The sequence below is a fragment of the Streptomyces sp. NPDC107528 genome, assembly GCF_055639295.1.
Map to the genome: position 1 here is coordinate 79,863 of NZ_JBVKAV010000013.1, position 25,016 is coordinate 104,878.

The 25,016-nt window shown below is 70.9% G+C and carries 23 protein-coding genes and 1 pseudogene; 19 read left to right on the forward strand and 5 right to left on the reverse strand.

Annotated features, from left to right (window positions below):
- Positions 1–53: 53 nt before the first annotated feature.
- Positions 54–1,184, forward strand: a complete 1,131-nt coding sequence (gene mnmA, locus ACZ7L5_RS35605) for a tRNA 2-thiouridine(34) synthase MnmA (RefSeq protein ID WP_471522216.1) — start codon at positions 54–56, stop codon at positions 1,182–1,184.
- Positions 1,185–1,244: 60 nt separating this feature from the next.
- Here mnmA and ACZ7L5_RS35610 read toward each other — a convergent pair whose 3' ends face one another.
- On the reverse strand, positions 1,245–2,024 hold the full coding sequence (locus tag ACZ7L5_RS35610; RefSeq protein WP_363032590.1) for an alpha/beta fold hydrolase: 780 nt from the start codon (positions 2,022–2,024) through the stop codon (positions 1,245–1,247).
- A gap of 37 nt (positions 2,025–2,061) precedes the next feature.
- A complete protein-coding gene (locus ACZ7L5_RS35615; protein ID WP_471522218.1) occupies positions 2,062–2,385 on the reverse strand; it encodes a DUF427 domain-containing protein in 324 nt (107 codons plus the stop codon).
- A 50-nt stretch (positions 2,386–2,435) separates the two neighbouring features.
- On the opposite strand from ACZ7L5_RS35615, the gene ACZ7L5_RS35620 reads away from it, so the two are divergent.
- The 5 genes from ACZ7L5_RS35620 (at position 2,436) to ACZ7L5_RS35640 (ending at position 9,502) form a co-directional block, all read left to right on the forward strand.
- Entirely contained in the window at positions 2,436–2,975 is a 540-nt protein-coding gene (locus ACZ7L5_RS35620; protein WP_328879048.1) for an LOG family protein, read from the forward strand.
- A gap of 27 nt (positions 2,976–3,002) precedes the next feature.
- A complete protein-coding gene (locus ACZ7L5_RS35625) occupies positions 3,003–3,692 on the forward strand; it encodes an SDR family oxidoreductase (RefSeq protein ID WP_471522220.1) in 690 nt (229 codons plus the stop codon).
- Positions 3,693–3,764: 72 nt separating this feature from the next.
- A complete protein-coding gene (locus tag ACZ7L5_RS35630; RefSeq protein ID WP_471522222.1) occupies positions 3,765–4,775 on the forward strand; it encodes a methionine synthase in 1,011 nt (336 codons plus the stop codon).
- A 15-nt stretch (positions 4,776–4,790) separates the two neighbouring features.
- Complete coding sequence (gene ligA / locus ACZ7L5_RS35635) at positions 4,791–6,983, forward strand: NAD-dependent DNA ligase LigA (protein ID WP_471522224.1); 2,193 nt, start codon at positions 4,791–4,793, stop codon at positions 6,981–6,983.
- Between the two features lie 272 nt (positions 6,984–7,255).
- Positions 7,256–9,502 carry a putative bifunctional diguanylate cyclase/phosphodiesterase gene (locus ACZ7L5_RS35640; protein ID WP_471522226.1) on the forward strand — a complete coding sequence of 749 codons (2,247 nt, stop codon included), beginning with the start codon at positions 7,256–7,258 and terminating at the stop codon, positions 9,500–9,502.
- 49 nt (positions 9,503–9,551) lie between these two features.
- Here ACZ7L5_RS35640 and ACZ7L5_RS35645 read toward each other — a convergent pair whose 3' ends face one another.
- Complete coding sequence (locus ACZ7L5_RS35645) at positions 9,552–10,139, reverse strand: TetR/AcrR family transcriptional regulator (RefSeq protein ID WP_363032580.1); 588 nt, start codon at positions 10,137–10,139, stop codon at positions 9,552–9,554.
- Between the two features lie 87 nt (positions 10,140–10,226).
- Between ACZ7L5_RS35645 and ACZ7L5_RS35650 the strand changes: the two genes are divergently transcribed.
- From ACZ7L5_RS35650 to gatB, 6 genes are all read left to right on the forward strand, one after another.
- Positions 10,227–10,598: a DUF4267 domain-containing protein gene (locus ACZ7L5_RS35650; protein WP_471522228.1), complete on the forward strand. Its 372-nt coding sequence runs from the start codon at positions 10,227–10,229 to the stop codon at positions 10,596–10,598.
- Between the two features lie 66 nt (positions 10,599–10,664).
- Positions 10,665–11,159: a cupin domain-containing protein gene (locus ACZ7L5_RS35655; protein ID WP_471522230.1), complete on the forward strand. Its 495-nt coding sequence runs from the start codon at positions 10,665–10,667 to the stop codon at positions 11,157–11,159.
- Positions 11,160–11,252: 93 nt separating this feature from the next.
- Positions 11,253–11,549: an Asp-tRNA(Asn)/Glu-tRNA(Gln) amidotransferase subunit GatC gene (gene gatC / locus ACZ7L5_RS35660; protein WP_007384860.1), complete on the forward strand. Its 297-nt coding sequence runs from the start codon at positions 11,253–11,255 to the stop codon at positions 11,547–11,549.
- 5 nt (positions 11,550–11,554) lie between these two features.
- Positions 11,555–13,048 (forward strand): Asp-tRNA(Asn)/Glu-tRNA(Gln) amidotransferase subunit GatA, encoded by a 1,494-nt coding sequence (gene gatA / locus ACZ7L5_RS35665; protein ID WP_363032574.1) that lies wholly within the window; start codon positions 11,555–11,557, stop codon positions 13,046–13,048.
- The gene (locus ACZ7L5_RS35670; RefSeq protein ID WP_328423132.1) at positions 13,045–13,284 is read left to right on the forward strand and encodes a hypothetical protein; all 240 of its coding nucleotides are present in this window, start codon (positions 13,045–13,047) and stop codon (positions 13,282–13,284) included. Before gatA ends, ACZ7L5_RS35670 begins: the two co-directional genes overlap by 4 nt.
- Before the next feature lie 15 nt (positions 13,285–13,299).
- Entirely contained in the window at positions 13,300–14,814 is a 1,515-nt protein-coding gene (gene gatB / locus ACZ7L5_RS35675; RefSeq protein WP_471522232.1) for an Asp-tRNA(Asn)/Glu-tRNA(Gln) amidotransferase subunit GatB, read from the forward strand.
- 57 nt (positions 14,815–14,871) lie between these two features.
- Here gatB and ACZ7L5_RS35680 read toward each other — a convergent pair.
- Positions 14,872–15,679 (reverse strand): annotated as a pseudogene (locus ACZ7L5_RS35680) (SAM-dependent methyltransferase).
- Positions 15,680–15,865: 186 nt separating this feature from the next.
- Between ACZ7L5_RS35680 and ACZ7L5_RS35685 the strand changes: the two are divergent.
- The 7 genes from ACZ7L5_RS35685 to ACZ7L5_RS35715 all read left to right on the forward strand — a co-directional run bounded on the left by ACZ7L5_RS35685 (position 15,866) and on the right by ACZ7L5_RS35715 (position 23,784).
- Positions 15,866–16,273, forward strand: coding sequence for a hypothetical protein (locus ACZ7L5_RS35685; protein WP_471522234.1), 408 nt, complete (start codon positions 15,866–15,868; stop codon positions 16,271–16,273).
- 212 nt (positions 16,274–16,485) lie between these two features.
- Positions 16,486–18,714: an MMPL family transporter gene (locus tag ACZ7L5_RS35690; protein ID WP_471522236.1), complete on the forward strand. Its 2,229-nt coding sequence runs from the start codon at positions 16,486–16,488 to the stop codon at positions 18,712–18,714.
- Entirely contained in the window at positions 18,692–19,267 is a 576-nt protein-coding gene (locus ACZ7L5_RS35695; RefSeq protein WP_471522238.1) for a GNAT family N-acetyltransferase, read from the forward strand. The genes ACZ7L5_RS35690 and ACZ7L5_RS35695 overlap by 23 nt, the downstream gene beginning before the upstream one ends.
- Before the next feature lie 55 nt (positions 19,268–19,322).
- Positions 19,323–19,901 carry a hypothetical protein gene (locus ACZ7L5_RS35700; RefSeq protein ID WP_471522240.1) on the forward strand — a complete coding sequence of 193 codons (579 nt, stop codon included), beginning with the start codon at positions 19,323–19,325 and terminating at the stop codon, positions 19,899–19,901.
- A gap of 216 nt (positions 19,902–20,117) precedes the next feature.
- Positions 20,118–20,297 carry a hypothetical protein gene (locus ACZ7L5_RS35705; protein ID WP_471022439.1) on the forward strand — a complete coding sequence of 60 codons (180 nt, stop codon included), beginning with the start codon at positions 20,118–20,120 and terminating at the stop codon, positions 20,295–20,297.
- 158 nt (positions 20,298–20,455) lie between these two features.
- The gene (locus ACZ7L5_RS35710; RefSeq protein ID WP_471522242.1) at positions 20,456–23,497 is read left to right on the forward strand and encodes a helix-turn-helix transcriptional regulator; all 3,042 of its coding nucleotides are present in this window, start codon (positions 20,456–20,458) and stop codon (positions 23,495–23,497) included.
- A 47-nt stretch (positions 23,498–23,544) separates the two neighbouring features.
- On the forward strand, positions 23,545–23,784 hold the full coding sequence (locus tag ACZ7L5_RS35715) for a DUF6191 domain-containing protein (protein ID WP_471522244.1): 240 nt from the start codon (positions 23,545–23,547) through the stop codon (positions 23,782–23,784).
- 10 nt (positions 23,785–23,794) lie between these two features.
- Here the strand turns inward: ACZ7L5_RS35715 and ACZ7L5_RS35720 are convergent, their stop codons facing one another.
- Entirely contained in the window at positions 23,795–24,931 is a 1,137-nt protein-coding gene (locus ACZ7L5_RS35720; protein WP_471522575.1) for a PQQ-dependent sugar dehydrogenase, read from the reverse strand.
- Positions 24,932–25,016 lie beyond the last annotated feature (85 nt).

A 25,016-nucleotide genomic window follows, 5' to 3' on the forward strand; every position in this document is an offset into this window, starting at 1 on the left:
TCAACGGATACTCGCGGGTCCTGGTTCCCAGGCCCCCGTACCCTGGAAGGGTTATGACTGACACCGCGCAGCCCTCCCGCCCCCTCCGTGTCCTCGCCGCCATGTCCGGCGGGGTCGACTCAGCCGTCGCCGCGGCCCGCGCCGCCGAGGCGGGCCATGACGTGACCGGCGTGCACCTCGCGCTCTCCGCGAACCCTCAATCCTTCCGCACGGGCGCGCGGGGCTGTTGCACCATCGAGGACTCCCGCGACGCCCGCCGCGCCGCCGATGTCATCGGCATCCCGTTCTACGTGTGGGACCTCGCCGACCGCTTCCGTGAGGACGTGGTCGAGGACTTCGTCGCCGAGTACGAGGCCGGCCGCACCCCGAACCCGTGCCTGCGCTGCAACGAGAAGATCAAGTTCGCGGCCCTGCTCGACAAGGCACTGGCCCTCGGCTTCGACGCCGTCTGCACCGGCCACTACGCGACCGTCGTGCTGAACGACGACGGCAGCCGCGAGCTGCACCGGGCCTCCGACATGGCCAAGGACCAGTCGTACGTCCTCGGTGTCCTGGACGAGCAGCAGCTCGCGCACGCGATGTTCCCGCTCGGCGACACCCTGACGACGAAGGACGAGATCCGCGCGGAGGCCGAGCGCAGGGGCCTCGCGGTGGCGAAGAAGCCCGACTCGCACGACATCTGCTTCATCGCCGACGGCGACACCCAGGGCTTCCTCGCGAACCGCCTCGGCAAGGCGGAGGGCGACATCGTCGACGAGTCGGGCGCCAAGCTCGGCACCCACGAGGGCGCGTACGGCTTCACCATCGGCCAGCGCAAGGGCCTGCGCATCGGCACTCCGGCCGCCGACGGCAAGCCGCGCTACGTCCTCGACATCTCGCCGGTCAACAACACGGTGACGGTCGGCCCTGCGGACTCCCTCGACGTCAGCGCCCTCACCGCCGTCAAGCCCCGCTGGTGCGGCACCGCCCCGACCGGCCCCGGCACCTACACCGCCCAGCTCCGCGCCCACGGCGGCGAGACCGAGGTGACCGCCGAACTTGTCGACGGCACTCTGGAGGTCACCTTCACGGAGCCGGTCCGCGGAGTGGCCCCCGGCCAGGCGATCGTGCTGTACGACGGCACGCGCGTGGTGGGCTCGGCGACGATCGCGTCCACGGTGCGGGCGACGACCGCAGCCGTCTGAGGCGAGGCGCCCGGGCGGAGCCGCACTCCCGGCACACGCGTGTGCCCGCCGCCGCCCGGATCACGCCCCGAAGAACTCCGCCAGCACCGGCCCGAGAACGTCCGGCTCCACCGTGTGGGTCTGCCCCTCCAGGCTCCGGTACGTCCCCTCGGGCACGGTCTCCGCGACCGCACGCGTCGCCTCGCGCATCCACGCGGGACTCAAGCTGCCCGCGACGGCCAGCACCGGCACCCCGATCGAGGCCAGCCGGTCCCGGGGCACCAGACCGTCGCCCATCACGGCGTTGTCGTACGCCAGGCTCGGCGCGATGGTCTCCAGGCCGGGCCACATGGGCGACTGGCGGGCACCCTGGATCATCTGCTCGGCCATGCCCGTGAGCCGCAGGAAGAGCTCGACGGCGTCCCCGCGCCGCCCTTCCGCCAGCGCCTCGGTCAGCCGCTCCGTGTACTCCGCGCGCTCCTTCGCGCCGCCCTCGTGGACGGCGAACGGCACCTCGTACACCGCGACCTGACGCACCGGCAGCCCGCTCGCCGCCGCCTCCAGCACCAGGGCGCCGCCCGACGAAACACCGTAGAGCGCCGCCTCGCCACCCACCGCCTCGATCAGCGCGGCAAGATCCTCGACCTCGCGCTCCACCGCGTACGGCTGGGTGTCACCGCTCTCGCCGCGCCCCCGACGGTCGTACGAGACAACCCTGAAGCGATCCGCGAGAGGCACGGCCAGCGGGGCGACAGTGCCCCCGGTGGACATCGCCCCGCTGACCAGGATCACCGCCGGCCCCTGCCCGCTGCTCTCGTATGCGATGGAGGTGCCGTCGTGCGAAATGGTGTTCTTGTCCATGCCTGTGCAGATTGCCGTACAGGGCGGACCTAATCGTCTACGACACTTCGACTTCGTAGAAGCACAGGTGGTCCTTGATCTCGGCGACGTCCGGCTTCGGGTCCGGATAGGCCCAGACGAGGTCCGCCGCGTCGGGCAGCGACCAGTAGGAGGCCGTTCCCTTGAACGGACAGTAGGAGTGCGTCTCCGAGGGCGTCAGCAGGTCCAGGCGTACGTCCTCCGGCGGGATGTAGTAGCGCACGGGACAGCCCGTCTCCCGCAGGAGGAGCGGGCGGTCGGATTCAGCCAGGATCCGTTCGCCGCGGACGACCCGCACGCGCTGCGTGCCCTGCTCGATCGTGATCGTGTGTCCTTGAGCCATATCCGAGAAGCACTCGCGGGCCGCCGGTTCTTCCCGCGTACGGTGGCTGCATGCGTATCTGTGTCTTCCTTTCCGCCGCCGACCTCGACGACCGTTACACCCGACCCGCGCGCGAGTTCGCGAAACTGCTGGGCAAGGGCGGGCACACGCTCGTGTGGGGCGGCTCCGACGTCGGGCTGATGAAGGTGGTCGCCGACGGGGTGCAGGAGGCGGGCGGCCGGCTGGTCGGGGTCTCCGTGCAGTTCCTGGCATCCAAGGTCCGCCCGGGCGTCGACGAGATGGTGATCGCGAAGGATCTGGCCGAGCGCAAGAAGCTGCTGCTGGAGAAGGCCGACGCCGTGGTGATCATGGTCGGCGGCACCGGCACCCTGGACGAGGCGACGGAGATCCTGGAGCTGAAGAAGCACGGCCACACGGACAAGCCGGTCGTGCTGCTCAACACCGCGGGCTTCTACGACGGCCTGAAGGAGCAGTTCCGTCGCATGGACGACGAGGGTTTCCTGCCCCGTCCCCTGACCGACCTGGTGTTCTTCGCGGAGGAGCCGGTGGGGGCGCTGGCGTACCTGGAGGAGAGCCAGGGAGTGGAGTGACCGGCCACTGATGCGAGCATGGCGGTCATGGCTACTCATGTGATCACCGGAGCGGGCTCCGGCATCGGCGCGGCCGTCGCCCGCCGTCTGCACGCGCGCGGGGACGATCTCGTCCTCCACGCGCGCGACGCGGGCCGCGCGAAGGAGCTGGCGGCCCAGTTTCCCGGCGCGAAGACGCTGGTCGGCGACCTGGCGGACCCGGACAAGCTGTCCTGGGCCTTCTCCCACCAGGCGCTCCCGGACCGCGTGGACTCGCTGCTCCACATCGCCGGGGTCGTCGACCTCGGCCCGGTGGGCGACCTGACGCCGAAGTCCTGGCGCCACCAGCTGAACGTGAACCTGATCGCCCCGGCGGAAATGACCCGCCACTTCCTTCCCCAACTCCGCGCAGACCGCGGTCACGTGATCTTCGTGAACTCGGGCGCGGGCCTGCGCGCGAGCGCCGAGTGGTCCGCGTACGCCGCGTCCAAGCACGGCCTGAAGGCCCTCGCCGACTCCCTGCGCAACGAGGAGCACGACAACGGCGTCCGGGTCACGTCCGTCTACCCCGGCCGCACCGCCAGCCCAATGCAGGCGAAGGTCCACCAGCAGGAGGGCAAGGAGTACGACGAGTCGAAGTGGATCGACCCCGAGTCGGTCGCCACGACGATCCTGATGGCCCTGGACCTCCCGAGGGACGCCGAGGTCAACGACCTGACGGTACGACCGGGAAACTGACGGCAGCTCCCGGGTGTTTCAGCCCGTCCCCCAGGACGGTCCCCACCCCGGAGGGTTACGTAGGCTTCGGGGGTGAGTAACGACACCACCCAGTTCAGCTTCGGCGGAGCCACCGGCATCGGCTCCATGCCCGGCGGCGACGCCCGTGAGGCCGCCAAGACCGTCACCGGGTCCTTCGAGGACTTCCCGTTCCTCGCCGAGCTGCCCGCCCGCGGCCCCGGCGCGGACATGATCGGGCGGACGGCGGGGATGCTCGTCGAGCTGTACGCGCGCGTGGAGCCCAGCGGATGGCGGATCGGAGACCGGCCCGGCCGGGACACCAGGCGGGCGAGGTCGTGGCTGGGGGAGGACCTCGACGCGCTGGAGGAGTTCACTCAGGGATACGAGGGGTTGCTGAAGGTCCAGGCCGTCGGGCCCTGGACCCTGGCCGCCGCGCTGGAGCTGAAGAACGGCGAGGTCGTTCTCTCCGACGCCGGCGCCTGCCGCGACCTCGCCGCCTCGCTCGCCGAGGGGCTGCGGCAGCACCTGGAGGAGGTCCGGCGCCGCGTACCCGGCGCCCGGCTCGTCCTCCAGCTCGACGAGCCCTCCCTCGTCGCCGTACTGCGCGGACAGGTGAAGTCCGCCAGCGGCTACCGGACCCACCGCGCCGTGGACCGGCAGATCATCGAGGCCATGCTGCGCGACGTCGTCGGGGTTCACGGCGACGGCCCCGTCGTGGTCCACTCATGCGCACCGGACGTCCCCTTCGCCCTGCTGCGCCGGGCGGGTGCGGCGGCGGTCTCCTTCGACTTCTCGCTCCTCACCGAGCGTGACGACGACGTGATCGGCGAGGCCGTGGAAGGGGGCACGCGGCTCTTCGCAGGTGTCGTCCCGGGCACGGACGGCCCATTGTCAGACCCTGCCGGTAGCGTCATGGGTGTCAGGACGTTGTGGCGCAGGCTGGGGCTGTCACCGGGGCTTCTCGCGGAGGCGGTCACCCTCACGCCGTCGTGCGGACTCGCGGGGGCCTCCCCGGAGTACGCACGCAAGGCACTCGCGCACTGCGCCCGGGCGGCGAGATCCCTCGCGGACAACCCAGAGTAACGGGAGGACAATACGGTGGCCGGCGACAAGCAAGCGGAGACGACGGTGCCCGCACAGGCACGGGAGAAGCACGCGAAGCTCGCTGAGCAGATCGAGGAGCACCGCTTCCGGTACTACGTGAAGGACGCTCCGGTCATCAGCGACGCGGAGTTCGACGACCTCCTGCGCTCCCTCGAAGCGCTGGAGGACGAGTATCCGGAGCTGCGCACACCGGACTCGCCGACCCAGAAGGTCGCCGTCGAATACGAGACGGACCTCGCCGAGGTGGAGCACCGCGAGCGCATGCTCTCCCTGGACAACGTCTTCGACGACGCGGGCCTCGCCGCCTGGGCGGAGCGAGTGGCCAAGGACGTCGGCGGTCCCGACTACCACCTGCTGTGCGAGCTCAAGGTCGACGGTCTCGCGGTGAACCTGACGTACGAGGACGGCCGGCTCACCCGGGCCGCCACCCGGGGTACCGGCCGGATCGGCGAGGACATCACGCCGAATGTCATGACGATCGCGGAGATCCCGCATCGGCTGACGGGCGATCGTGTGCCGCGGCTCGTCGAGATCCGCGGCGAGGTCTACTTCCCGATGGAGGCCTTCGCGGACCTCAACGCACGGCGTGTGGCGGCGGGGGAGAAGCCGTACGCAAACCCGCGCAACTCCGCCTCCGGTTCGCTGCGGCAGAAGGACCCGAAGGTCACGGCGACGCTTCCGCTGCACATGGTGGTCCACGGCATCGGCGCCCTGGAGGGGTACCAGGGCATGGGCCGCCTCTCCGAGGCCTATGACCTGCTCAAGAGCTGGGGCCTGCCCACCTCCACGCACGCCCGGGTGGTCGACGGCCTCGACGGCGTCCGGGAGTTCATCGCGTACTACGGCGAGAACCGCCACTCCGTTGAGCACGAGATCGACGGCGTCGTCGTCAAGCTCGACGAGATCCCGCTCCAGGGCCGTCTCGGTTCGACCTCGCGCGCGCCGCGCTGGGCGATCGCGTACAAGTACGCGCCGGAGGAGGTCAACACCAAGCTCCTCAACATCCGTGTGGGCGTCGGCCGTACGGGCCGGGTCACGCCGTACGCCCAGGTCGAGCCGGTCACGGTCGCGGGCTCGGAGGTCGAGTTCGCCACCCTGCACAACCAGGACGTCGTCAAGGCGAAGGGCGTCCTCATCGGCGACACGGTGGTGCTGCGCAAGGCCGGTGACGTGATCCCGGAGATCCTCGGGCCCGTGGTGGACCTGCGTGACGGCAGCGAGCGCGAGTTCGTGATGCCCGCCGAGTGCCCGGAGTGCGGCACTGCGCTCAGGCCCATGAAGGAGGCCGACGTCGACCTGCGGTGCCCGAACGCCCGCAGCTGCCCGGCCCAGTTGCGTGAGCGGCTGTTCTATCTCGCGGGCCGCAAGGCGCTGGACATCGAGCACTTCGGCTATGTGGCCGCCGCCGCGCTCACCAAGCCGCTGGAGCCGTCCGAGCCGCCGCTGCTGGACGAGGGCGACCTCTTCGACCTGTCCGTGGAGCAGCTGCTGCCCATCAAGGCGTACGTCCTCGACCAGGACAGCGGCCTGCCCAAGCGCGACCCGAAGACCGGCGAGGAGAAGATCGTCACGATCTTCGCCAACCAGCAGGGCGAGCCCAAGAAGAACGCGGTCGCGATGCTGGAGAACATCGCCGCCGCGAAGGCGCGTCCGCTCGCCCGCATCCTCACCGGCCTGTCGATCCGCCACGTCGGACCGGTCGCCGCCGAGGCGCTGGCCCGCGAGTTTCGCTCCATCGACCGCATCGAGCAGGCCGGCGAGGAGGAGTTGGCGAACACCGACGGGGTCGGCCCGATCATCGCCGCCTCGCTGAAGGAGTGGTTCGCCGAGGAGTGGCACCAGGAGATCCTGCGCAAGTGGAAGGCGGCCGGTGTCCGCACGGAGGAGGAGGGCTCCGGGGAGGACGAGGGACCGCGTCCGCTGGAAGGGCTTACCGTCGTCGTCACCGGCACGCTGGAGCACTTCACACGCGATGGCGCCAAGGAGGCGCTGCAAACTCGCGGAGCGAAAGTGACCGGTTCCGTTTCGAAGAAGACATCTTTTGTTGTCGTAGGTGACAATCCTGGGTCCAAGTACGACAAGGCAATGCAGCTCAAGGTGCCTGTTCTGAACGAGGACGGCTTCAACGTCCTGCTGGAACAGGGGCCCGACGCAGCGGCCGAAGTTGCGCTCCCCGCAGAGGAGTAGCGGTTGAAGGCCCCCCGATCGGCGCATATCAGATGCATACGGGTGGCTGGGGCGCATTCGGGCAACCGTCGACGACCGCTGCCCGTGGAAGCCTTCTGCGGCCTACTGTTGAGGTGTGCGCCTGCCGTGCCCAGCTGCGGTCGGGGCATCCCCTTGGCTCTGCAGGGCTTTGAAGGGCGAGGGGAAGGGTTTTCCAACGCGGTGCCGTTGAAGGTTGTTGTCGGGCATCGGGCCGCGTGGCGTGGGCACCGCCGGCTGTGAGAGGGACGGGAATGGAACCGACCGAGAGTGCCGCCCCCGACTCACGGCTGCGCCGGATCGCCGGCGCGTGGCGAGGGTGGGCGGCACGGACCGCGGAGCGTTCGCGGACGGAAAGTGGTGCGGAAAAGGGTGCGGGGAGCGCCGCCGGGCGGAAGGTCGTGACGGAGGGCCGCACCGCCGTGCCGTTCGGCGCCGAGCACGCCGACGGGCTGTCCGGCTCCGATCACGAACGGCACCTGTCCTGGCCCACGCTGCCCGCGGCGGTCGTCGCGGCAGCCGGGTTCGTTCTCGGCGCCGGTTTCTACCGGGCGTTCTCCGGCGACCACGCCCTCTTCCCGTCCGGCACCGTCGGCTGGTCCCTGGCCGTGCTGACCGGCATCATCGTCGGCCATCTTGTCGCCCTCGGCCGCGCCCGCTGGTGGGGCGGCACCGGATCCGGCGCCGCCCTCACCCTCGCCGTGCTGATGCTGTACGGCTGGGTGCCGGCCGGCATGGTCAGCCTCACTGTCGTCGTCCTGGTGGGCATCGCCCGGCGGGGGCGCTGGCTGCAGGGCGTGCTGCACGGCGCGGTGGACATCCTCGGTATCGCCGCCGGAGCCCTCGTGCTGGCGGCCTTCGGCCGGGTACCGACCGTCGAGAACCCCTGGGACCCCGACACCTGGACGCTCTACACGGCCCCCGGCGTGGTGCTCGTCGCCGCCGCCTATCTCGCGGTCACGCGGGTGCTGCTCTGGTACCTGCACGCCCCGCGCGGCGGCCTGCCCACCGTCGCTCGCACCGCCCTGGTCAGACAGGGGCTGGTCGCGGTCGCGCTGCTCGGCATCGCCCCGCTCGTGTGTGTGGTCGCCACCGCCAAGCCCCTGCTGCTGCCGCTGTTCTCCATCCCGCTCGTCGCCCTCGACTCCACTCTGTGGATCGCCCGGGCGCGGGCGGAGGAGCAACTGCGCGACCCGCTGACCGGGTTGCCCAACCGGCAGTGGCTGCTGGAGCGCATCTGGACCGCGCTCGACGACGCCGAGCGCATCGGCGCCCGGTCGGCCCTGATGCTGATCGACCTCGACCGTTTCCGATCGGTCAACGACACGCTCGGTCATCTCGCCGGTGACCGGTTGCTGTTGCAGATAGCCGACCGGCTGCGGCTCGCCCTGCCGCGCGGAGCGGAGGCCGCGCGGCTCGGTGGTGACGAGTTCGCCGTCTTACTGCCGGTCGCCGACTCCACGACGTCCGCGACCCGAGTGGCCCGCAGCCTCGTCGCCGCCCTCAGTTCCCCGCTCGACCTCGACGGCCTCACCCTGGTCCTGGAGGCCAGCGCCGGTGTCGCCGTCTTCCCCGACCACGCGCTCGACGCCGAGGGGCTGCTGCGGCGCGCGGACGTGGCGATGTACCAGGCGAAGCGGGACCGTACGGGCGTGGAGGTCTACGAGTCGAAGCGGGACTCCAACACGCCGGACCGGCTGGGCCTGCTGGGAGATCTGCGCCGGGCGCTCGACGCGCGCGAGGTCGAGTTGCACTACCAGCCGAAGGTCCGCTTCGACGGACAGGTCGCCGGCCTCGAGGCCCTGGTCCGCTGGGTGCATCCCGAACGCGGGAAGGTGCCGCCGGACGAGTTCATAGCGATCGCCGAGTCGTCCGGGCTGATGCCGCACCTGACGGAGTACGTGTTGGAGACGGCGCTCGCACAGGTGGCCCGGTGGCGGGCCCAGGGGCTGTTCGTGCCCGTCGCCGTGAACGTCTCCCCGCGGGACGTCCACACCCCCGGATTCGCCGGCTCCGTCGCCGCGCGGCTCGCCCGGCACGGTGTCCCGGCGGGAGCGCTCCAACTGGAGATAACGGAACACGTCCTGCTTGAGGACCCGCAGCGCGCCGCGGACACGCTCGCCGCGCTGACCGGGCACGGCGTGAAGATGTCCCTGGACGACTTCGGCACCGGGTACTCGTCCCTCGTGCACCTCAGACGGCTGCCCGTGAGCGAGCTGAAGATCGACCGCTCGTTCGTGGCCCGGCTCGCGGTGGACAACGAGGACGCGGAGATCGTGCGCTGCACCGTGGACCTCGCGCACTCGCTGGGCCTGCTCGTGGTCGCCGAGGGCGTCGAGGACGACGAGACCTGGGAACGTCTGCGGGACCTGGGCTGCGACGCCGTACAGGGATGGCTGGTCGCCGCGGCGATGCCGCCCGAGGAGACCACGGCATGGCTGCGGGCGCGGGGGTCGCGCGGTTGGCAGCGGCCGCGTGCGGCGCTGCCGGCCGCCGAATGAAGGCCCTGCGTGCGAGTCGCCTGAAGAAGGGCCGTTTCGCGCGGCGTTCCTAGCTGTCCGCGCCTGCCGTGAAGTGACCCGTCAGCAGTTCCAGCCGTCGCTCGTGCGCTCCCTCCGGCAGCCGCCCGCTCCGCATCAGCGTGACCAGGCCGTGCAGGCTCGCCCAGTACGTCTCCGTGAGCAGGCCCGGGTCGTCTCCCTCGGCCGCGATCGGCTCGACCGCTGCCAGCAGTTCGGCGAAGGCCCGCTGTAGCGCCTCGGGGGCCTCGGGGGTGGCGAACGGCAGGTCCACCCGGTGCGTGAACATCGCGTCGTAGAGCGCCGGCCGGCGACGTGCGAACGCCGTGTACGTCTCGCCCACCGCCACCAGCGCAGCGCGCTTGCCCTGCGCCGCCGTACGGGCCGTACGCAACTCGTCGGCCATGTCGGCGCACCCCTGCACCGCGACCGCGGCCATGATCGCGTCCTTGCCCTTGAAGTGGCTGTAGAGGACCGGCTGGCTGTACTCGATCTCCGCCGCCAGCCGGCGGGTCGTCACCGCGTCCCAGCCCTCGGCCTCGGCGAGTTCCCGCGCTGCCGTGACGATGAGCCGCTCGCGTTCCGCTCGTTCGCGCTCCTTGCGCGTCTGGATCGACATGCCAGGAATTCTAGCAGCGCTAGCGTGACTGTCGATGCTCTGCTAGCTTCGCTCTTGTCCCTAGCGTTGCTAGCAAGGAGTGAAGGCATGACCGTGACCGCGTACACCCTGGCCGTCGTGCTCAACCTGTTCTGCGTGTTCCTCGGGTACCGCTTCCTGTTCCAGCCGGCCTCCGCCGCCACCGGCTACGGCGTCCCCGCCCGGCCGGACGGCGACGCGGGCGCCTACCTGTCCGTCAAGGGACTGCGCGACGGCACCTTCGGAGTGGCGGGCCTGGCGCTGCTGTTCTTCGCCGGCGCCCGTGCCGAGGCCTGGTTCATGCTCGCCGTGGCGATCGTGCCGCTTTTCGACACACTGATAGTGCTGCGGCACGGCGGTACGAAGGCCGTCGCGTTCGGGATCCACTTCGCCACGGCGATCGTCGTCCTGATCAGCGCCGCCCTGCTCTTCCTCGTCTGACCTCGTCCGATGACCTCGTCCGATGACCTCGTCCGAGTACGTCAAGACCGTCACTGGGGGTTCGACATGTCGCTGTTCGTTCCGAAGTTCGACGAGTCCGTGGTCGTCCGCGAGGCCGAGGCGGAGGTCGTCGGCCGCGCGCCCACCACCATGCGTCTGCTGGCCGACAGCAGCCGGACGGGCGGTGCGCTGTCCACCCAGCGCGTCACGCTCGCGAGCGGCGCCGACGGCGCCAAACCGCACTGGCACGACAACTCCGCCGAGATGTTCTTCCTGCTCGAAGGCGCCGCCGAGATCCTCTCCGGCGAGGACGTTCTCACCGCCGGCCCCGGCGACCTCGTGGTCGTACCTCCCGGCAAACCGCACGCCTTCGCCGCCGTGCCGGGCGCCGACGCCGACCTCCTGATCGTCATCACACCCGGCGTCGAGCGCTTCGAGTACTTCCGCCATGTCCAGCGCATCGCCCTCGGCGAGGCCACCCCGGAGAGCCTGCTGGAGGTGCAGGAGCTGTACGACAACCACTTCATGAGGAGCGCGGTCTGGGAGGGGCGCCGTCACTGACGGACGAGGCCCTGGGAAACCGTTTCACGGGCACGGCTCCCCGCCCCATAGGATTGGGCCAAACCACACACACTCACCCCAGAGGATCGCTGCATGCCTGGCATCACGCGCGAGGAGGTCGCCCACCTCGCCCGGCTGGCGCGTCTGGAGCTGAAGCCCGAAGAGCTCGAGCACTTCGCGGGACAGCTGGACGACATCATCGGCGCGGTCGCCCGCGTCAGTGAGGTCGCCGACCAAGACGTACCGCCGACCTCGCACCCGCTCCCGCTGACGAACGTCATGCGGGCGGACGAGGTCCGTCCGTCGCTCACCCCCGAGCAGGCGCTCTCCGGCGCCCCGGCCCAGGAGCAGCAGCGTTTCAAGGTGCCGCAGATCCTGGGGGAGGACTAATCGCCATGACGGACATCATCAAGCTCACGGCCGCCGAGACCGCCGCGAAGATCGCCTCCGGCGAGCTCACGGCCGTGTCGGTCACCGAGGCCCACCTGGCCCGCATCGAAGCCGTCGACGAGAAGGTGCACGCCTTCCTGCACGTCGACCGCGAGGGTGCCCTGGCACAGGCGCGCGCCGTCGACGAGAAGCGCGCCAAGGGCGAGAAGCTCGGCCCGCTGGCCGGCGTCCCGCTCGCGCTGAAGGACATCTTCACCACCGAGGGCATTCCGACGACCGTCGGTTCGAAGATCCTCGAGGGCTGGATCCCGCCGTACGACGCGACGCTCACCAAGCGGCTGAAGGCCGCCGACGTCGTCATCCTCGGCAAGACCAACATGGACGAGTTCGCCATGGGGTCCTCCACCGAGAACAGCGCCTACGGCCCGACCGGCAACCCCTGGGACCTCACCAAGATCCCCGGCGGCTCGGGTGGCGGCTCGTCCGCCGCGCTCGCCTCCTTCCAGGCGCCGCTCGCCATCGGCACCGACACCGGCGGCTCCATCCGCCAGCCGGCCTCCGTCACCGGCACGGTCGGCGTGAAGCCGACGTACGGCGCGGTCTCCCGCTACGGCATGGTCGCCTTCTCCAGCTCCCTCGACCAGGGCGGCCCCTGCGCCCGTACGGTCCTGGACGCGGCCCTGCTGCACGAGGTCATCGCCGGGCACGACCCGATGGACTCCACCTCGATCGACGCGCCGGTCCCGCCGGTCGTCGAGGCCGCCCGCAACGGCAGCGTCGAGGGCATGCGCGTCGGCGTCGTCAAGCAGTTCCGCGGCGAGGGCTACCAGGCCGGCGTCATCCAGCGCTTCGACGAGTCCGTCGAGCTCCTCAAGGAGCTGGGCGCGCAGATCGTCGAGCTGGACTGCCCGTCCTTCGACCTGGCGCTCTCGGCGTACTACCTGATCGCGCCCTCCGAGTGCTCCTCCAACCTCGCCCGCTTCGACGGCCTGCGCTACGGCCTGCGGACCGGCGACGACGGCACCAACTCCGCCGAGGCGGTCACGTCGATCACCCGTGAGGCGGGCTTCGGCCCCGAGGTGAAGCGCCGCATCATGCTCGGCACGTACGCCCTGTCGAGCGGGTACTACGACGCCTACTACGGCAGCGCCCAGAAGGTCCGCACGCTCATCACGCGCGACTTCGAGAAGGCCTTCGAGCAGGTCGACGTGATCGTCTCCCCGACGACGCCGACCACCGCCTTCGCGATCGGCGAGCGTGCCGACGACCCGATGGCGATGTACCTCGCCGACCTGTGCACCATCCCGACCAACCTGGCGGGCAACGCGGCCATGTCGCTGCCCTGCGGTCTGGCTCCGGAGGACAACCTCCCGGTCGGCCTGCAGATCATCGCTCCGGCGATGAAGGACGACCGGCTCTACAAGGTCGGCGCTGCTGTCGAGGCCGCCTTCGTGGAAAGGTGGGGGCACCCGCTGATCGAGGAGGCTCCGTCGCTGTGAGTGCACTGACCAAGGCCAAGGGCTTCAAGAAGTCCAAGTCCGGTACGTACCTGTCCATGGCCGCCACCGCGTTCGGCGCGTTCGGCGTCGCAAAGCGGCTCAAGACGGCCCGCGCCGAGAAGGACACGCTGGTCCTGATCGACGCCACCGTGTCCGCCGCCGCCATCGTCACCGGCCTCGCCATCCTCTACCGCGAGCTGAAGCGGCTGGGCGACGACGACGTCCTGCTGGGCTGAGAGGGAAGTTTCACCGTGACCACCACGACCGACCTGGTGTCGTACGAGGACGCTCTGGCGTCGTACGACCCCGTCATGGGCCTTGAGGTCCATGTCGAACTCGGCACCAAGACCAAGATGTTCTGCGGCTGTTCGACCGAACTCGGTCAGGACGCCAACACGCAGACCTGCCCCACGTGCCTCGGCATGCCCGGCGCGCTCCCGGTCGTCAACGCGATCGGTGTGGAGTCGGCGATCAAGATCGGTCTCGCGCTGAACTGCGAGATCGCCGAGTGGTGCCGCTTCGCCCGGAAGAACTACTTCTATCCGGACATGCCGAAGAACTTCCAGACCTCCCAGTACGACGAGCCGATCGCCTTCAACGGCTACCTCGACGTGCAGCTGGAGGACGGCGAGACGTTCCGTGTGGACATCGAGCGTGCCCACATGGAGGAGGACACCGGCAAGTCGACGCACGTCGGCGGTGCCACGGGTCGTATCCACGGCGCCTCGCACTCGCTCCTCGACTACAACCGCGCCGGCATCCCGCTCATCGAGATCGTCACCAAGCCGATCGAGGGCGCCGGTGAGCGTGCTCCCGAGGTCGCCAAGGCATACGTCCGTGAGCTGCGCGAGCTCATCAAGGCGCTCGGCGTCTCCGAGGCCCGTATGGAGATGGGCCAGATGCGCTGCGACGTGAACCTCTCGCTGCGCCCGAACGGCACCGAGAAGTTCGGCACGCGGTCCGAGACGAAGAACGTCAACTCGCTGCGGTCCGTGGAGCGTGCGGCGCGCTACGAGATCCAGCGGCACGCCGCCGTGCTGAGCGGTGGCGGGACGATCATCCAGGAGACGCGGCACTTCCACGAGGACACCGGGTCGACGACCTCGGGCCGCGTGAAGGAAGAGGCCGAGGACTACCGGTACTTCCCCGAGCCGGACCTGGTGCCGGTGGCCCCCTCGCGCGAGTGGGTCGAGGAGATCCGGGTGGGCCTCCCGGAGCTGCCGCTGGTCCGCCGCACCCGACTCCTCGCGGAGTGGAGCATCTCGGCCGTCGAGATGCAGGCGATCCTCAACGCGGGCGCGCTGGACCCGATCGTCGCCACGATCGACGCCGGTGCCGACGCGGCCTCCGCCCGCAAGTGGTGGATGGGCGAACTCGCCCGCAGCGCCAACGAGTCGGGCAAGGCGCTCGACGAGCTGGCCATCACGCCGGCGCAGGTGGCCCGCGTGACCGAGCTGGTCTCGAAGGGCGACCTGAACGACAAGCTGGCCCGCCAGGTCATCGAGGGCGTTCTCGCGGGCGAGGGCACCCCGGACGAGGTCGTCGACAAGCGCGGTCTGAAGGTCGTCTCCGACGAGGGTGCGCTCACCACGGCCGTCGAGGAGGCCATCGCCGGCAACCCGGCCATCGCGGACAAGATCCGCGGCGGCAAGGTGGCCGCGGCCGGCGCCCTGGTCGGCGCGGTCATGAAGGCCACCCGCGGCCAGGCCGACGCGGCACGCGTCAAGGAGCTGATCCTTCAGCAGCTGGGCGTCAGCGAGGGCTGAGCCGAAGCGCGTACGGCCCCGGAGGCAAGTCCTCCGGGGCCGTCGCCTTGCCCGGCGCTATGGCTTACGGCGCCCTACGAGCCGTACGAAGCCCAGCGCGCGGCCCTCGTCATGGCGCAGCATCTCGCCGACCTGGCGTGCCATCGTGCGATGCCACTCCTCCGGGCTCTCCTCGGCGATCGCCTCGCACCACAGCAGCCAGTCGCGCCAACCGTCGTCCAGCCAGTCGGCGGCCTCGACCTCGACGGCGCCGCTGCGGGTCCACTGGCGTCGCCACCAGTTGGCGGAGTGGAAGCACCAGTAGCCCGGCTCCCACCACGGCTCGAGATGCTCCGGCGGCTCGAGCCCTTCCGGTTCCTCCCGCAGCGCGGGCACGACGACGCCGATCCGCCCGCCGGGCCGCAACAGCCGCGTCAGGGTGGGCAGATAGAGGTCGTCGGTGCCGAAGTACTGGTACGCGTCGACGCTCACGATCGCGTCGACGCTGCCCTCGGCGAACGGCAGGTCGTGCGCCTCGGCGTGCACGGGCTGCACACGGTCGGCGAAACCGGCCTCGGCGATGCGCCCCGCGTTGTCGTCGGGCTTGATCCACAAGTCGGCCGCGGTGACCTGGGCGTCGTACTCCCTGGCCAGGAAGACGGAGGTCATGGCCCGCCCGCAGCCCAGATCGAGGACGCGCGCGCCGGGGCGCAGGGCCTCCAGGCCGAGGCTTGGGGCCAGCCACTCCAGCAGCCAGAGTGCGTTCGGGCCCATCTGGTTCTCCACGACCCAGCGGGGGTCGTAGCTGTTGCTGCGCGGGGTGGCGGGGGTGGGTCAGCCGCTGGGTGAGGTCCTCATTCGAGGTCCTCGGGGTGATGTCCTGCATCGGTGAACGGGCTCCTTGAGTCCGGGAAGGCGGAGAGGGATACGGAGGAGCTCGGCCGGACGCTCGAACAATGCACCTGCTCAGGTCGGCGGCGGTGTGCCGCAGCATGGCTGACCTCCGGAAACCAGCAGTGCAGGTACGGCCCGGCGTCCGGTTTTCCAGCGCGACCAGCTACGCTCGCCCGCCATGAGTGGACGAGGTGATTCCGAGATATCCGAGTCGGGGGAGGACCGGATCGAGACGCCCGAGGAACTGGACGACGGCAGGGACTTGGAGGGTGTCGAAGACCTGGAGGGCGTCGAAGGCTTGGAGGACGTCGAAGACTCGGAGGACGTCGAGGATCCGGCGCAGGTGGCGAGGCGGGCCCGCTGGACGGCGGCCGGGGCCGGGGCGCTGCTAGCCCTCGCCGGGCTGGCCGCCTCGATGCTGCGCGCCACCGGTTCCGCACCGGCCCTCGTCCCGGCCGCCTACGCCTTCGGCGCCGCCGTCTGCGCGCTCGGCGCGTTCCTCGGCTCGCGGGGTCGCACCCGGCGGGCGCTGTGGCTGCTCATCGCCGGAGTGATGGTGATGGCGCTGGGGGATCAGTTCGACTGATGTGAAAGCCGTCACTCCTGAGCGACAGAGTGACCGTTACTGTCCTGTGATCTGCCTCCCACTCGTGTGAATAAGCGCACGAACGGGGCAAACGATCATTTCCGCCTGCGAGAGTTTGCTTCACATCGCTCACGCGTTCTTTGCGGGCTGTTCACTTCACATGAACGTCTGTTCCCGGTCAAAGATCCATAAATAGTCCTGGGAGCACGTTCGTGGCAGCCCTCGCACGCTGGTGTGTCCAGCGCCGCCTCGTCGCCGTACTGCTCTGGCTGCTTGCCTTCGGAGGGGTGGCCGCGGCCGCCGCCGTGACCGGCTCCGCGTACTCGAACGACTACCAGGTCCCCGGCACCGAATCGGGCCGCGCCACCCAGCTGTTGGAAGAGGGCTTCCCCGGCCTCGGCGGCGACAGCGGCACCGTCGTCTGGCACACCACCTCCGGCACCGTGCGCGCCGTCGACGTTGAGCAGACCATGACACGCACCCTGGACGAGATCGCGGAACTGCCCGGAGTCGCGGCCGTGAGCAGCCCGTACGACAAGCAGGGCGCCACGCAGATCAGCGAGGACGGGCACACGGCGTACGCCACCGTCACCTTCGACGCCGGAGCCGAGAGCCTCGACGAGGGCGACGCGCAGGCGGTCGTGAGCGCGGCCAAGGGCGCCGAGACCGACGGGCTCCAGGTAGAGCTGGGCGGCAGCGCCGCCGGGCTCACCGAGTCGCCGGGCGGGCACATCGCCGAGGTCGTCGGGGTGGCCGTGGCGGCCGTCGTGCTCTTCCTCGCCTTCGGATCGCTCGCCGCCTCGCTGCTGCCCATCGCCACCGCGCTGGTCAGCGTCGGCACCGCGTACGCCGGGATCGCGCTGCTCGGGCACGTCATGACCGTCGCCGACTTCGCGCCCATGCTCGGCATGCTCATCGGGCTCGGCGTCGGCATCGACTACGCGCTGTTCATCGTCACCCGGCACCGGCGCGGGCTGAAACGCGGCCTGCCCGTCACCGAGTCGATCACGAACGCCGTCGCGACCACCGGACGGGCCGTCGTGTTCGCGGGTGCCACGGTGTGCATCGCCCTGCTCGGCATGCTGATCCTCCGGCTGAGCTTCCTCAACGGCGTCGCGATAGCCGCCTCGCTGACCGTGGTCCTGACGGTCGCCGCCTCCGTGACCCTGCTGCCCGCTCTGCTGTCCTTCATCGGCATGCGCGCCCTGAGCCGTCGCGAGCGGCGCCGGCTGACGGAGCACGGACCCCAGCCCGAGCTGCCGACCGGGTTCGCCGCCCGCTGGTCCGCGTTCGTGGAGCGCCACCCCAAGGCGCTCGGCGCGATCGCCCTGGCCGTCATCACGGTCCTCGCGCTGCCCACCCTCGGCCTGCGCCTGGGCACCTCCGACCAGGGCAACAACCCCGAGTCCGCCACCACCCGCCAGGCCTACGACCTCCTCGCCGACGGCTTCGGACCCGGCGTGAACGGCCCGCTCACCCTCGTCACCCGGGTCGACGGCGGCGACGACAAGCTCGCCCTCGACAACCTCGACGCCACCCTGCGCACCACCGAGGGCGTCGCGGCGGTGACCCCGGTGACGTACAACAGCGGCGGCGACACCGCCTACCTCACCGTCGTACCGGAATCCTCGCCGCAGTCGCGGCAGACCAGCGACCTCGTCGACCGGCTGCGTTCCGAGGTCCTGCCGCGCGCCGAGACCGGCACCTCGCTCGATGTGCAGGTCGGCGGCATGACGGCCGGCTACGACGACTTCGCCGACGTGATCGTCGGCAAGCTCCCGCTCTTCGTCGGCGCCGTCATCGGCCTGGGCTGTCTGCTGCTCCTGCTCGCCTTCCGGTCCGTCGGCATACCCCTGAAGGCCGCCGCGATGAACGTCGCCGCGGTCGCCGCCGCCTTCGGCGTCGTCGTCGCGATCTTCCAGTGGGGCTGGGGGAGCGAGCTGCTGGGGCTGGGCCGCGCGGGGCCGATCGAGCCCTTCCTCCCCGTGATCATGGTGTCGGTGCTCTTCGGCCTCTCCATGGACTACCAGGTCTTCCTGGTCAGCCGGATGTACGAGGAATGGCTGGAGACCGGTGACAACCGGCGGGCCGTGCGCATCGGCCTCGCCGAGACCGGCCGGGTGATCAACTCCGCCGCGGTCATCATGATCTCGGTCTTCCTCGCCTTCGTCCTCAGCGGCGACCGCGTGATCGCCATGTTCGGCATCGCGCTGGCCGCCGCCGTCGCCCTGGACGCCTTCGTCCTGCGCACCCTCCTCGTCCCCGCCCTGATGCACATGCTCGGCGGCGCCAACTGGTGGCTGCCCCGCTGGCTCGACAAGCGCATGCCCCGCATCAGCATCGAGCCGCCCGAGTCCCGCGCCGCCCATGAGAGGCTCACCGACGTCGTGGCGGAACTGGAGAAGGAGCAGCGGGGCGATGTACGCGATATCGCTGGGTGACGACGGAGCCGAGTTGCGGCCACTGGAGCCGTGGCACGCCGAGGAGTTCCTGGCCCATCTGGAGCGCGGGCGGGAGTTCATCAACGAATACGTCCCCTTCGGCTCGAAGGCCACGGACGTGGACGCCGCGCGGGCGGTGCTCCAGCGGTACGCCGACATGCGCGCCGCCGACACCGGGTTCCTGCACGGCCTGTGGCTGGAGGGCAAGCTGGTCGGCGGGGTGCTCTTCCTCAACTTCGACGCCGAGAACGCCAACTGCGAGGTCGGCTGCTGGCTGGAGCCCGCCGGCACCGGGCGGGGGCTGGTCACGCGCGCGATGCGCATCCTCATCGACTTCGCCGTCGAGCAGCGCGGCATGCACCGCGTCGAGTGGATCGCCTCCGCCGGGAACACGCCCAGCCTGAATGTGGCGCGCCGCCTCGGCATGACCCACGAGGGCGTGCGGAGGGAGAGCTACCCCTATCGTGGGGTGCGGCACGACGTCGAGGTGTGGTCGATCCTGGCCCCCGAGTGGCGTGAGGCACGCACGCGTGCCGTCCACACTGATCAGTAAGAGGCCTCAACGATCATTAAGAGACCTCTCATACAGCGTCCGTACGGTGCGAGGCATGGGAACGAAGACAGTGGACGAGACCGGCGCCGACCGAGGCACTGAGGCGAAGACCGACGAGGAGAAGGTGGACGTCGTCAAGGCGACCGACGCCACTGACGCCACCGGCTCCGACGAGGCCGAGGAGAACGACGACATCGAGGCCGAGGACGAGGTGACCGCTCAGGCCACGGAAGCGAGCCCCTCCGCTGTCGGCCAGGGCGCGGCCGCGGTCGTCTCCGCGGCGCTCGGCCTCGTCTCCCTGACCGGAGGCTGGATCGGCACGGTCGCCGCCGCGCGCGAGACCCTCATCGGCCAGCTGCAGACCGCGTCCAACGCGGGCGTCGCCACCCAGATCAAGGAGGTCTACGGCGACGCCTGGCAGACCTCCGCCCTGTGGGCCGGCGTGTTCGCGCTGGCCGCGCTGATCGTCGGCGTCGTCGTGCTCGCCCGTCCCGCGTTCGGGACGCCCGGCAAGCCGCAGGCGCCGTGGATCAAGTCGGTCGCCTGGGGCGGTGTCGCGCTCGGCGTCATCGGCCTGCTGCTGGCGGTGCTCAAGTACACCGACGCCCTGCTCGGCCTGCCCTCGGCGGGCTGAGCCACCTGAATCACCGCAGGCCCCGAGGGGCCTCAGGACCGCCGTAGGGACCTTAGACGGCGCCCTGAGGCCCCTCGCGCGCGTCTAAGGCCCCCTCGGCCACCGAAGATGCGGAACTCTCCCGATGTGGCGGACCCGCCTGGGAGACGAAGGTTGACCCATCGCACAAAGCGATGTCGGAAATCGCGTCTCACCAGGGAAAACGAGGGTCCTGCCATGTTCGAGTACGAGCTCCACCACATCCGCTCCGCCGAACTGATCCGCGAGGCCGAGCACGAGCGCATGGTCCGCGAGGCCATCCGCGTCCGCCGTGCCGCGAGGCGCTCCACCAAGGGCGCGGCGGCGGAATCGCATACGTCCCGCCTCCGGAGGCTCCGGCATCCGCGCGCGGCGTGAAGTCGGGGATCACGGATGCCGACGGCCGCTTCCCGGCGCGGGTCGCGGCCGTCTCAGTCCGTCCGGCGCTCAAGGACGAGGGCCGTTCAGGGCCGAAGCGGGAGTCCGGGGGCGACAGCCCCCGGAAAACCGCTGCCGGACCCGCAGTGGCGCATGCGATGCTCGAGCCCGTGGAGAGTCGGTCCGTCAGTCCCGTGTTCGTCGGTCGCGCGGCCGAGTTGGAGATACTGAACGACGCCCTCGCCCGAGCCGCCGCGGGCGAGCCGCAGGCGTTGGTGATCGGCGGCGAGGCCGGGGTCGGCAAGACCCGCCTCGTCGAGGAGTTCACCACCGCCGCCGGCCGGGGAGCCGTCGTCGCGCTCGGCGGCTGCGTCGAGATCGGCGCCGACGGGCTGCCGTTCGCCCCGTTCTCCACCGCGCTGCGCGCCCTGCGCCGCGCACTGCCCGGCGAGCTGGCCGCCGCGGCCGCCGGCCAGGAGGAGGAACTGGCCAGGCTGCTGCCCGAGTTGGGCGAGACGGTCCCGACCCGCGGTGCGGACCGTTCCGACGAGGAGGGCATGGCCCGTCTCTTCGAGCTCACGGCCCGGCTCCTGGAGCGCGTCGCCGCGGGCCGCACGGTCGTCGTCGCCCTGGAGGACCTGCACTGGGCCGACGCGTCCACCCGCCACCTCCTCACCTACCTCTTCCGCACCCTGCGCACCGGCCGCCTCGTCGTCCTCGCCACCTACCGCTCCGACGACATCCACCGCCGCCACCCGCTGCGCCCGCTCCTCGCCGAACTCGACCGGCTGCGCACGGTCCGCCGCATCGAACTCGGCCGCTTCAGCCGCGCCGAGGTCGGCCGTCAGATCGCCGGCATCCTCGCCACCGAACCCGACCCGGTCCAGGTCGACGAGATCTTCGAGCGCTCCGACGGCAACGCCTTCTTCGTCGAGGAACTCGCCGTCGCCACCCACGAGGGCAGCTGCACCGGCCTCACCGACTCCCTGCGCGACCTGCTCCTCGTCCGGGTCGAGAGCCTGCCGGACAGCGCCCAGCGGGTCGCCCGGACCGTCGCCGAGGGCGGCTCCACCGTCGAGTACCGGCTGCTCGCCGCCGTCGCCCAACTCGCCGAGGACGACCTCATCGAGGCGCTGCGGGCCGCCGTGGGCGCCAACATCCTCATCGCTGCGCCCGGCGACGACGGCTACCGCTTCCGGCACTCCCTGGTCCGCGAGGCCGTCGGCGACGACCTGCTGCCCGGCGAGCGCTCCCGCCTCAACCGCCGCTACGCCGAAGCCCTGGAGAGCGACCCGACGCTCGTCCCCGCCGGCGAGCGCGTGATGCGGCTGGCCAGCTACTGGTACCACGCCCACGACCCGGCCAAGGCCTTGCCCGCCGTCCTGGACGCCTCCGTCACCGCCCGCCGCCGGCACGCCCACTCCGAGCAACTGCGACTGCTGGAACGCGCCATGGAGCTGTGGGACACCGCCCCCGAGGACATCCGGGCCACCCTGCGCCCCGTCGACTACGCCGAGGCCTACCCTCCCTGCGGCTGCGACCCCGACACCACACCCCTGCGCTACCTCGACCTGATGGCCGAGGCCGCCGTCGCCGGACGTCTCTGCGGCGAACGCGAACGCGCACTGAAGATCACCAAGCGGGCCCTGCATCTGCTCGAGGACGAGGGCGATCCGATGCGTGCCGCATGGTTCTGGGTCCAGCGCTCCCGCCTGACGCAGGCCCTGGCCCGCGGCGACGGTTGGAAGGAGCTCGGCACCGCCCAGGAGCTGGTGCGCGGCCTGCCGCCGTCCGAGGTGCACGCCGAGGTGCTGGCCACCGCGGCCAACTGGTCGATGCTGCGTGCCCCCGGCCCCGACGCCATGTCGGCCGCCGAGCGGGCCGTGGAGTACGCCCGCATGGTGGGCGCCGAGGACATCGAACTCAACGCGCGACTCACCCTCGGCGGCCTCATGGTCGACGCCGGCCACATCGACGCCGGACTGGCCCAGATGTACGAGGTCAAGGAAGAGGTGCTGACCCGTGGCATCACCACGGTGGTGGGCCGGAGCCATGTGAACCTGCCCTCCGCGCTCGAAGCCATCGGCCGCTCGCAGGACGCCGTCGGCATCCTGCGCGAGGGACTGCGCCTCACTCAGGAGTGGGGGCTGCGCGACTCCGAGGCGTGGATCTGGACGAACCTCGCCGAGTCACTGGTCTCCCTGGGCCGCTGGGACGAGGCCGCCGACGCCGCGGTGAACGCCCAGCGCACGGGGCAGTCCGCCAAGCCGCGCGGCGGGGCCTCCAACAGCCTCGCCCATCTCGCACTCGCCCGCGGCGAGATCACCGAGGCCGCCCGCCATCTCGCCGCCGCCCGCGCCTCCTACGGCACCCACGACCCCATGCCGCAGAACAACCTGCCGATGTCCTGCCTGGCCCTCGGCACAGCCGCCGCCGAGGGCCGTCTCCTCGACGCCCGTGCGGAGGCCGCCCGGGTCCTGGACGCCGGCTTCCCGCCCGGCACCCACCGCTACGCCTGGCCGCTGCTGCTCGCCGCCGCCGTGGCCGAGTCCGACGCCCGCGCCCAGTCGCTGCCCACCGCCGCGGAGGGCCGCGCTGCCTTCCTGCAACGGCTCTTCGAGGCAGTCCGCACGCTCACCACGGGCGCGCCCCTGTGGCTGGCCTACGAGAAGTGGACCCGGGCCGAACTCGACCGGGCCGACGGCCGGACCGCCACCGCCACCTGGTCGGACGTGGTCACCGCCTTCGAGGCCCTGGAGCGGCCCTACGACCTCGCCCGGGTCCGCCACCGCCTGGCCGAGGCACTGCTCGCCGTCGGCGGCGAGGACGAGCGCGCCCGCGCAACGGAACTGCTCCGGCTGACCCGGGCCGCCGCCACTCACCTGGACGCCCGTCCGCTCGTCGACGCCACGACGCACCTCGCCGAGCGAGCCCGCCTCGCCCTCACGACGGCCCCGCCCCCGGCCGACCCGGCCGACTCCCTCGGCCTCACCACCCGCGAACGAGACGTCCTGCGCCTGGTCTCCGCCGGCCGCACCAACCGCCAGATCGCCAAGGAACTCTTCATCTCCCCGAAGACGGCCAGCGTCCACGTGTCGAACATCCTGGGCAAGCTCGGCGTCTCCGGGAGGGGCGAGGCGGCGGCCGTGGCGCATCGGACGGGGATGTTCGCGGCCGAAACGCTCACGTCCGGAACATGAGCCCGAGGTTTACGCTGTAAAGGACGCCGCCGGCCCAGGGAGGTTCCGTGTTCAACGCGTTCGAGGAACTCTTCGCACCCGGCCGCAAGCACACCCGCGACGAACAGAACCGTCTGGAACTGACCCGCGAGGACGTCGGGGACGCCGACCCCGGGCGCGGACCGATAGATCTCGCGTCCGGGAAGGTCGTCGTACGGCCGCCCGAACCGTCGGCCGTGGAGGACGACGGCGGGGGCGACGGGAAGCGTGACCGGAAGCGTGACCGGAAGCGCGACGGGCAGGGGTGAGGGCGGCTGCTCAGGTCACCTGCACCTCCAGAATCCGGTCGTCCCCGTCCTTCGGGTCGCCCCGTCCGTCCGTGTTGCTCGTCGTCACCCACAGCTTGTCGCCGCCCGCTGAAACGACGGTCCGCAGCCGGCCGTACTCGCCCTCCAGGAAGGCCTGCGGGTCGGCCGATGCCTCGGTCCCGTTCAGAGGGACCCGCCACAGACGCTGGCCCTTCAGGCCCACCATCCACACGGAGCCCTCGGCGTAGGCGATACCGCTGGGGGAGGCGTCGTCGGTGCCCCACTGGGCGAGGGGATTGCGGAACTTGGAGTTGTCCGACTTGCCCTCGACTTCTGGCCATCCGTAGTTGCCGCCCGGCTTGATCGCGTTGAGCTCGTCCCAGGTGTCCTGGCCGAACTCGGCGGCGAACAGGCGCTGTTTGGCATCCCAGGCCAGGCCCTGGACGTTGCGGTGGCCGTACGAGTACACGGGGGAGTCGGGGAAGGGGTTTCCGGGAGCCGGTTCGCCCTCCGGGGTCAGGCGCAGGATCTTGCCGCCCAGGGACTCCTTGTCCTGGGACAGGCCCGTGTCGCCGCTCTCGCCCGTGCCTGCGTACAGCATCTTGTCGGGGCCGAAGGCGATCCGGCCGCCGTTGTGGATGAAGCCCTTGGGGATGCCCTTGAAGATCGTGTCGGGTGCGCCCAGTTGCTCGCCGGCCGGCCGCTGCTCGTCGTACAGCACGCGGACTATGCGGTTGTCCGAGGCCGAGGTGAAGTACGCGTAGATCATGTGGTCCGAGGCGTAGTCCGGCGACAGCGCCAGGCCCATGAGACCGCCCTCGCCCGCCGGGGACACCCCCGGTACCTCGCCCAGCTCCGTCTTCTTGCCCGTCTCCCCGTCGACCCGCGTGATCGTGGCCTCGTCGCGGGAGGAGACGAGCAGGTCGCCGTCGGGCAGAGGGGCCAGGCCCCAGGGGGTGTTCAGGCCTTCGGCGACGGTGCGCACCACCTTGACGGAGCCCTTCGCCGGCGGGGTCTCCTCGGCGGCCTGCCCGGAGGGCGACGACCCCGCGGCCGTGCTGCTGGGCGCCGCGGCTCCGTCCTCGCCCGGTGATCCCCCGTCGTCGGAGGAACAGCCGGCCGTCAGCAGGAGCGCGGCCGCGGCCATCACGGCCGTCACAACTCGACGTTGCACGATCAAGGTCCCTTCGACGCGGCGGGTTCTACTTTTCTTACACCGCTCGCGTCTCACA